Genomic DNA, 243 nt, shown 5'->3' with positions numbered 1-243 from the left:
TTACCAAGATGTAACAAATGTACCAGCACCAACAGATTTAAGTTCAACAAATAACTCAAAATTTGAAAAATTAAATCCAGTAAATAATGCAACAGCAAAAGAGTTTGCAGATCATGTAGATACAACAGACTATACATTAACATCAACAGCGAGTGGAGATGAAGAGAGTGCAGAGATTACATATACAGTAACATTTACAAATCCAACAACACAAGCAGAAACAGTAACGTTCAAAGTAGGTAA

Annotated in this window: 1 protein-coding gene; it reads left to right on the top strand. The window is 32.9% G+C overall.

The genetic code is table 11. The annotated features are described in order from the left end of the window. Positions 1-243, top strand: a 243-nt coding sequence (locus tag CRU91_RS12350; RefSeq protein ID WP_222718489.1) for a hypothetical protein, incomplete at both ends; no start/stop codon positions are given.

The organism is Aliarcobacter vitoriensis (genome assembly GCF_003316695.1).
GTDB classification, from domain to species: domain Bacteria; phylum Campylobacterota; class Campylobacteria; order Campylobacterales; family Arcobacteraceae; genus Aliarcobacter; species Aliarcobacter vitoriensis.
Note: the sequence above shows the minus strand (reverse complement) of the source record. Positions and strands in the feature narration are given on the sequence as shown.